General features: G+C 44.0%; 2 protein-coding genes. Both read right to left on the reverse strand.

The features are described 5' to 3' along the window. Positions 1–267 precede the first annotated feature (267 nt). Positions 268–582: a Grx4 family monothiol glutaredoxin gene (gene grxD, locus A3751_RS17735; RefSeq protein ID WP_068451955.1), complete on the reverse strand. Its 315-nt coding sequence runs from the start codon at positions 580–582 to the stop codon at positions 268–270. Between the two features lie 45 nt (positions 583–627). Continuing rightward, positions 628–803 (reverse strand): hydantoinase B/oxoprolinase family protein (locus tag A3751_RS23915; RefSeq protein WP_197466465.1); only part of this gene is annotated, 176 nt, incomplete at its 5' end.

The following is an 803-nucleotide window of genomic DNA, read 5'->3' on the forward strand; positions in this document are numbered from 1 at the left end:
ACCTTAACTGAAGGGCAGACAGGCTTATGTGATCACGGACACAGAGAGATCGTGAACACCTCCCAAAACACCGTGCTTTATTCACAAACAAGAACCTGATCACACTTACAAAACAACGCCCAAAAAGAAGCTTGGGATAAATAGATCAAGACGGAAAACAATTTAGAAGAGAACAGGATAACAGAGCGACCGCACACCTCAGCTCGCTCATCTGTAAACAATAAAAAAACCCGCAATAAATGCGGGCTTTTTTATTAAGAGATAAGTCTACTCTGCGGCAGAACTTACCAGCTCTTTCAATTCACCAGACTCATACATTTCACTAACAATATCGCAACCACCGACAAGCTCACCCTTTACGTAAAGCTGCGGAAAAGTAGGCCAATTCGAATATGTTTTCAGATTCTCGCGAATCTCTGGGTTATCAAGAATGTTGATATAAGCGAATCGCTCACCACAAGCCATAAGGGCCTGGACCGTTCGAGCAGAAAAACCGCACTGCGGCTGCTGCGGAGTCCCCTTCATATACAACAAGATGGAGTTCTCTTCAATTTGCTCTTTTATTGCATCCATAATGGACATAAAAACTACCTTTTTACACAGAAAAGTTAAAACGGATGTTACCAGTTATTCAACAGGCGACCAACCTCCACCGCCAGGTGTTTCTATGGTTATGGTGTCTCCAGCAAAAACTTCAAGCGCTCTTTTTGACGAAATACGAACGCCATTGAGGTAATTTTCGCCTGATTTACCAGACGCAGCATTGATCCCCCATGGCCGCGAGACACGACGGTCGGTTAAAA

The sequence above is a fragment of the Oleiphilus sp. HI0080 genome, assembly GCF_001635135.1.

Excerpts from the sequence above, each read along its gene's own strand:
- grxD (WP_068451955.1), bottom strand. The coding sequence starts at position 582 with ATGTCCATTATGGATGCAATAAAAGAGCAAATTGAAGAGAACTCCATC.